General features: G+C 59.1%; 7 protein-coding genes. 4 read left to right on the top strand and 3 right to left on the bottom strand.

The window, feature by feature from the left end:
• Positions 1-220: RuvX/YqgF family protein (gene ruvX, locus L0H65_RS12250; RefSeq protein WP_301459336.1), on the top strand; the 220-nt coding region annotated here is incomplete at its 5' end.
• Positions 217-498 (top strand): DUF1289 domain-containing protein, encoded by a 282-nt coding sequence (locus L0H65_RS12245; protein ID WP_301459335.1) that lies wholly within the window; start codon positions 217-219, stop codon positions 496-498. The genes ruvX and L0H65_RS12245, both read left to right, overlap by 4 nt.
• 19 nt (positions 499-517) lie before the next feature.
• Here the strand turns inward: L0H65_RS12245 and L0H65_RS12240 are convergent, their stop codons facing one another.
• Positions 518-1,336 carry a sulfite exporter TauE/SafE family protein gene (locus L0H65_RS12240; RefSeq protein ID WP_301459334.1) on the bottom strand — a complete coding sequence of 273 codons (819 nt, stop codon included), beginning with the start codon at positions 1,334-1,336 and terminating at the stop codon, positions 518-520.
• 141 nt (positions 1,337-1,477) lie between these two features.
• On the opposite strand from L0H65_RS12240, the gene L0H65_RS12235 reads away from it, so the two are divergent.
• Complete coding sequence (locus tag L0H65_RS12235) at positions 1,478-2,677, top strand: multidrug effflux MFS transporter (RefSeq protein ID WP_301459333.1); 1,200 nt, start codon at positions 1,478-1,480, stop codon at positions 2,675-2,677.
• Here the strand turns inward: L0H65_RS12235 and dusA are convergent.
• Together dusA and L0H65_RS12225 are read right to left on the bottom strand one after the other, a co-directional pair.
• Positions 2,647-3,597, bottom strand: coding sequence for a tRNA dihydrouridine(20/20a) synthase DusA (dusA, locus tag L0H65_RS12230; protein ID WP_301459337.1), 951 nt, complete (start codon positions 3,595-3,597; stop codon positions 2,647-2,649). The two genes, L0H65_RS12235 and dusA, sit on opposite strands and share 31 nt — an antisense overlap.
• A 903-nt stretch (positions 3,598-4,500) precedes the next feature.
• Positions 4,501-5,436: a pirin family protein gene (locus tag L0H65_RS12225; protein ID WP_301459332.1), complete on the bottom strand. Its 936-nt coding sequence runs from the start codon at positions 5,434-5,436 to the stop codon at positions 4,501-4,503.
• A 196-nt stretch (positions 5,437-5,632) separates the two neighbouring features.
• On the opposite strand from L0H65_RS12225, the gene L0H65_RS12220 reads away from it, so the two are divergent.
• On the top strand, positions 5,633-6,486 hold an 854-nt coding region (locus tag L0H65_RS12220), incomplete at its 3' end, for a VOC family protein (RefSeq protein WP_301459331.1).

Genomic DNA, 6,486 nt, shown 5'->3' with positions numbered 1-6,486 from the left:
GGCGACCCGCGCCTTTGCCCGCACCCTTGGGCGCTTGCCACCGCTGCCCCTTGTGGTCGGGGAGGCACGCCTCTCCACTGTCGCTGCCGAACGCGCGATGCTGGAGGCGGATATGTCGCGCAAACGTCGTAAAGAACTGATCGACCATGTGGCCGCCGGGTATATCCTGCAAGGGGCGTTGGACCGTTTGGCCCATATGCGGCGGGAGCAAGGTGCATGAGCGACGAGTTGTGGAAGCGCGATGAGATTGAAAGCCCATGCGTCAAGATCTGCGTGATCCACCCCGAGGCGCGGATGTGCATCGGCTGTTTCCGCACGCCAGAGGAAATCCGGCGCTGGTCGCGTTTCACCTCGGATGAGCGGCGAGAGATCATGGCGGGCCTGGCCGAGCGTGGGAAAACCCTGATCAAACGGCGCGGCGGACGCGGCGCCCGATTGGGTCGCGACCCGGCGGCAACAGCAAATGCGCAGGTTGTCTTTGCGCCGAAAGAGGATTGAGCGACGGGCGAGGCTACGCTTACCAGCCCGCCACCTTGCGCAGCATGTTCAAAGCCACAATCGTAATGAAAACCGCAAATATGCGTTTCAACGGTGCCGGGTCCATTCGATGCGCCAGTTTTACGCCCAAAGGTGCGGTAAGCAAGGTCATCGCAATCACCACGGCAAAGGCGGGAAGGTTGACTGCACCGATGGTATAGGGGGGCGCATCCGCGATATTAATGAGCAGGAAGCCGATCACCGAGGGCACGGCGATGATGATGCCAAAGCCTGCCGCTGTGGCCACGGCGCGGTGGATCGGCAGGTTGTAAAGGCTCATCATCGGCACCCCGAACGAGCCGCCGCCTATTCCCATCAGGACCGAGAAAAACCCGACACCCGCGCCGATGCCCATGCGTTTCGGCCCCGTCGGCATGGCTTGGCCCAGCCGCCAATGCGATTTGCCGAACGCCATGTAAAGCCCGGCGATCAGCGCCAGCACACCAAAGATCAGTTGCAACGTGGTGGAGCGCAGGCTGGACGCGACCAACATGCCCACAATCGCGCCAGAGCCGATGAACGGCCACCAACTGCGCAGCACAACCCAATCGACTGCACCCTTGCGGTTATGCGACATCACCGAGCGCGCAGAAGTGACGATGATGGTGGCGAGCGAGGTTGCCAGACAGACCTGCATCAGTTGCGGCCCGCCATAGCCCAAGTGGCCGAAGGCGTAAAAGAAGGCCGGCACAAGGATGATGCCGCCGCCAACCCCCAACAACCCCGCGATCACCCCGGCGAAGGCACCGATGGCCATCAAAAGCGCGATCATCGGCAAAATCGTTGAGAATTCGGGCATGGGATCTGCTTTCCTGCTGAACTGACCTGCTGAACGGGAAAGCCTTAACGCCCAAGGCGAAACAAAGCCAGCGGCAACACTGGCGGGTTACCGCAAAAACACATATCAGAAGCGCATCTTTTTTGATTTGCGGAGTCACCCATGTCGACCAGCTTGTTGCGTCCTGCCCTTGTTCTGGGCCTGCTGTCGGCAGTCGGGCCTTTCGCGATAGATATGTATCTGCCTGCGATGCCCGCAATCGGGACCGACATTGGCGCTTCGGTGCCAGTGATGCAATCGACATTGACCGCCTATTTCCTTGCCTTCGGGGTTGCGCAATTGGTCTATGGTCCGTGGGCGGATCAGGCCGGGCGCAAACCTCCGCTCTATACCGGCCTTCTGGTGTTCCTGATCGGCACCCTGATTTGCAGCTTCGCCACATCGGCCCCGGTTCTGCTGGCTGGGCGTTTCGTGCAAGGTTTGGGCGGGGCAGCGGTGATGGTGATACCGCGCGCCGTGATCCGCGACATGCACACCGGGCATCAGGCGACAAGGTTGATGGCGGCGATCATGCTGGTGATTTCAGTCTCGCCGTTTCTCGCACCGCTCGCAGGTGCCGGGTTTCTGGCACTCGGAAGCTGGCGCTGGATTTTCGCCGCCCTTGCGCTGGCCGCTGGCATCAGCCTTCTGATGACGCGGTTCTTGCTGGCGGAAACCTTGCGCCCCGCCGCGAGAAAACCGTTTTCCGCCTCAACGCTTTGGCATGGAACCAAAGTTTTGATGACCCATCGCGGCTTTCTGGGTCTGACCTTTCTGGGCGGATTTGGCATGGCGAGTTTCTTTGTCTTCATCGCCTCGGCGTCGTTTGTCTACAGCGAGGCGTTCGGGCTAAGCCCTACCGGATTCTCCATCGCTTTCGCGATCAATGCGGTGGGCTTTTTCGGTGCTTCACAATTCGCCGCCTTCCTCGGTCAACGTTTTGGCGCGACGCAGGTGATGGCCTTTGCCACGATGGGCTTTGCGTTGGTCACCGCTGTCTTGTTCGCCTTGGCGCTGGTGGGGATCAGCGGGCTGGTCCTGACTGTGCTTGGCTTGGTCGTGGCCAACGCCTGCCTCGGGCTGGTGATCCCGACGGCGATGGTGATGGCATTGGATGAGCATGGCGAGATTGCCGGGCTTGCCTCATCGCTGGGCGGGACGTTGCAAATGCTGGTCGGTGGCGTGATGATCGTGCTGGCCGGGCCATTCTTTGACGGGACCGTGGTGCCGATGCTGGGGGTAATCGCGCTGTGCGGGTTGCTGGCGTTCATGTTGTCGCGCAGCGTGCTGCGTCACGCTGGGCAGGCCAGCGTTGGAACCTGACCCACCGCGGCGTCAAAGACTGATAGCCCCGCGCCGTCGCGAGTCGCGCCCTCGGACAGCATACGGCGGTATGCCCGCGCACCGGGGCGACCATGAAACAGGCCGAGCATGTGGCGGGTGATCTGGTGCAGCCGCCCGCCTTGCTCCAGATGGCTGACGATATAGGGCCGCATCAGCGCCGCCACCCCGAACGCATCCGGTCCGGCGTCGTCGCCCCAAAACGCATCCGCCCCGATCAGAACCGAGGCGGGGTCGTGGTACGCGGCCCGCCCGATCATCACGCCGTCGACCCCTTGATCCAGCAGAACGCGCGCTTGTGCGAGCGTGGCAATCCCACCGTTGACGCAAATCGTCAGCTCCCGGAACTGTTGCTTCATGCGCAAGACAAGCGGGTAATCCAAGGGTGGAATCTCGCGGTTCTCCTTGGGTGACAGTCCCTGCAACCACGCCTTGCGGGCATGGATGATGAAATGCGCCACCCCTGCCCCGGCAACAGTTTCAATGAACGCCGGAAGCACGATTTCGGGGTCTTGATCATCCACCCCGATCCGGCATTTGACGGTGACAGGGACATCGGTTTCCGCCAGAATCGCCGACACACATTGAGCCACCAGTGCAGGCCGTTCCATCAACACCGCACCAAAGCATCCCGATTGCACCCGGTCCGACGGACACCCGATATTGAGGTTGATCTCATCATAACCGAAGGGCCGCGCGATCCGAACCGCTGCGGCAAGTTCAACCGGGTCGGAGCCACCAAGCTGCAACGCAATCGGATGCTCTGCATCACCAAAGCGCAAAAGCCGATCCGCCGGACCATGAACAATCGCCGGCGCGGTTACCATCTCGGTATAAAGCATCGCGCGGCGAGTCATCAACCGATGAAAATGCCTGCAATGGCGGTCCGTCCAATCCATCATCGGCGCAACGCTAAGGCGATGCGCGCCGCAAGTGCCTTTGTTTATTGATAAATCAGTCATGTCTAGAAAGTCTCGCTCGGTCGCATCTGGTGTCATTCTGGCGTAGTTGAGCCGATATATCTCCATCGGCAGCCATCAGGACTACCAAAAACGTGCCAAGGACGACTGAAACGGGCTTGGATCGTCGAACGAGAACACCGGGGAGGGCAAGGTCAGCCTTTCCGCACAGATCCTTATAAAGTTGAAGGGCAGGATCGTCCACCAGGAGTTGTCAACCTTCGTTCGGATGACGACCGCGAAATCCTGGCCAAAGCGTCGTGAGAAGGAACTGGCCCCTCCGGCTGGTCTTGACACTGCCCGCCGCGAATCTCGATCTGTCGGCAACGTCGTCGAAGACTACCTTAAAGCCACGGGTGGAGAAATCGGTCGAACAAAGAGCCAGGTACTGCGTAAGATGCGGAAGGATTTTGCGATCAGCGACATTCCCTGCGATGAATTGAAACCGAGTGACGTCACCAGCTTCGCCAGGGCTCGCGTTCGTTTGTAACGCACGCTGTCGCGCAACCCTTTAAATTTTAGCCCGACCACATTGAAATTGAGCTGTATTGAGAACCGATCACGATAGTTCAATTGTGGAAAGACACCCGAATTGGGTCTTTTGAGCATGCTCCAAACTACCCGGAAAAACGTATTGCGATCCGGTCAGTGATTGACCTCGCAATACCAAAGCTAAAGCAGATCAAAATCCATTATTTTGTTCACCTTGCAACAGTTAGCTGGGAATCGGCAACCTTCGGCAATCCCCGACGAAGACCTCAAAACGCACCTGACGAGCGGCGGATCGCAGTCAGTCGTTCGAACCAGCATCGTCAACCATCACCGCGTATCCACCGATGCCGCAACCTAACCGGGCAGCGGGATGAACTCTTCTTGGTCGTTGATGGGTAGATCGAACAATCCCTCACCCCAACGTTTGGCGCGCCATTCCTCTTTAGCGGCCTCAATCTTATCGCGGCTGGAGGCGACGAAATTCCACCAGACATAACGTGGCCCATTCAGCGTAGCACCGCCAAGTGCCATCATTCGCGCACCGCGCGAGCCTGCGGCCACTGTGATCTTATCGCCCGGGCGAAACACCATCATGCGCCCTGCCTCGAACTCCTGCCCAGAAATCGTGACCGAGCCTTGGGTGATGTAAAGCCCGCGGTCCTCATGATCGTCCGGCAGTGGCATCCGCGCGCCTGCCTTAAGCACAACGTCGAGATAGAAGGTTTCTGACAACATCTTCGCAGGTGCCGTCTCGCCGTAAGCCGTGCCAAGGATCAGCCGCGCTTTGATGCCTTCTGCTTCGATCTCGGGCAGTGTTTCTTTCCCATGATGTTCAAACAGCGGGTCCATATCTTCGCGGTCTTCGGGCAATGCCAGCCAAGTCTGAATACCGTAGAGCGAATGTGGCCCGCTACGCCCCTCGGCTGACGTGCGCTCCGAATGGGTCACGCCTTTGCCAGCCACCATCCAGTTCAGCGCACCGGGGCGGATGACCTGATCGGTGCCGATGCTATCCCTGTGGTGAAAATCGCCCTGATACAAATAGGTGACGGTGCCGAGACCGATGTGAGGATGCGGGCGGACATCAACGCCTTGACCGGTCAGGAATTCGGCTGGTCCCGCCTCGTCGAAAAAAATGAACGGGCCGACCATTTGACGTTTGGGTGCAGGCAAGGCACGCTTCACTTCAAACCCGCCAAGATCATGAGCGCGGGGAATGATCAGCGTTTCGATGGCATCAACGCCAATTTCATCAGGGCAACCGGGGGTAAGGGCGGGGTTCCAGCTCATGATTGTCTCCTTTTCTCGTTCGACCAATGATGGCAGATCGGCGCAAGAAAATTAGGGATAAACCCGTTCTGAAATTACGAACGCGGTATTCGGCTTATGCCCGTCGCAAAGGGAAAGCCGTGTGGCTACATTTGGGAAAAGTTTCAAAAGTGAATGATGGAATGACGTTCCTCCACACAAAAATTAGGGGCCGACAATGACCACAGGGATACATCATGTCACCGGCATTACCGCGAATGTGCAGGCCAATGTTGATTTTTACATGGGTTTTTTGGGCTTGCGGCTGGTAAAACGCACCGGTGGATTTGAAGACGCCGAACAGTTGCACCTGTTTTACGGCGATACAGCGGGCTCCCCCGGCTCTCTCATCAGCTTTCTGGTGTGGGAGGCAGGCGGGCGCGGTCGGGTTGGTCATGGCCAGGTCGCGGAGGTTGCCTTTGCTGTTCCGCTTACAAGTATAGGCGATTGGCTGACGCGGACTATGGATGCGCGCCTGCCGTTTGAGGGGCCAACGCGTGAGTTTGGCGCGCCGGTGCTGCGGCTGAAAGATCCAGACGGGCTGATCGTCAAGCTGGTTGGCGCCGACCTTCCGGCAACAGCGCCGCTGGCGGACCCGATTGCGCCAACGCGGGTTTATGGCGTGACCATATTGTCGGAGAAAGCCGATGAAACCGCCAATTTTCTTGCGCGTTTCGGCTATGCCTTGGCGACCACGCAAGGCGCAGTTCAGCGGATGATATCCGAACGGGATGTTGTCGATATCCGCGATGTGTCGGGCTTTGTGCCAAGCATTGCGGGCGCAGGCATCCTTGATCATGTAGCGTTTCGTGCGGCGGATGCGGGTGCCGTTCGACAAATGCGGCTGGATTTGAAAGACGTGGCGGACCTTACCAACGTGCATGACCGAAAGTATTTCCTATCCCTCTATGTCCGCGAACCGGGCGGAACGCTGATAGAATACGCCACCGATGGCCCCGGCTTTACGGTGGATGAACCGCTCGACCGCTTGGGCGAAACGCTGTTCGTTCCGCCGCAGGATGCGCCGCGCGC

It is taken from the genome of Pseudorhodobacter sp., assembly GCF_030452865.1.
Classification (GTDB): domain Bacteria; phylum Pseudomonadota; class Alphaproteobacteria; order Rhodobacterales; family Rhodobacteraceae; genus Pseudorhodobacter.
This window is presented reverse-complemented; position numbering and strand designations above follow the sequence as displayed.

Excerpts from the sequence above, each read along its gene's own strand:
- L0H65_RS12240 (WP_301459334.1), bottom strand. The coding sequence starts at position 1,336 with ATGCCCGAATTCTCAACGATTTTGCCGATGATCGCGCTTTTGATGGCC.
- L0H65_RS12235 (WP_301459333.1), top strand. The coding sequence starts at position 1,478 with ATGTCGACCAGCTTGTTGCGTCCTGCCCTTGTTCTGGGCCTGCTGTCG.
- L0H65_RS12245 (WP_301459335.1), top strand. The coding sequence starts at position 217 with ATGAGCGACGAGTTGTGGAAGCGCGATGAGATTGAAAGCCCATGCGTC.
- dusA (WP_301459337.1), bottom strand. The coding sequence starts at position 3,597 with ATGATGGATTGGACGGACCGCCATTGCAGGCATTTTCATCGGTTGATG.
- L0H65_RS12225 (WP_301459332.1), bottom strand. The coding sequence starts at position 5,436 with ATGAGCTGGAACCCCGCCCTTACCCCCGGTTGCCCTGATGAAATTGGC.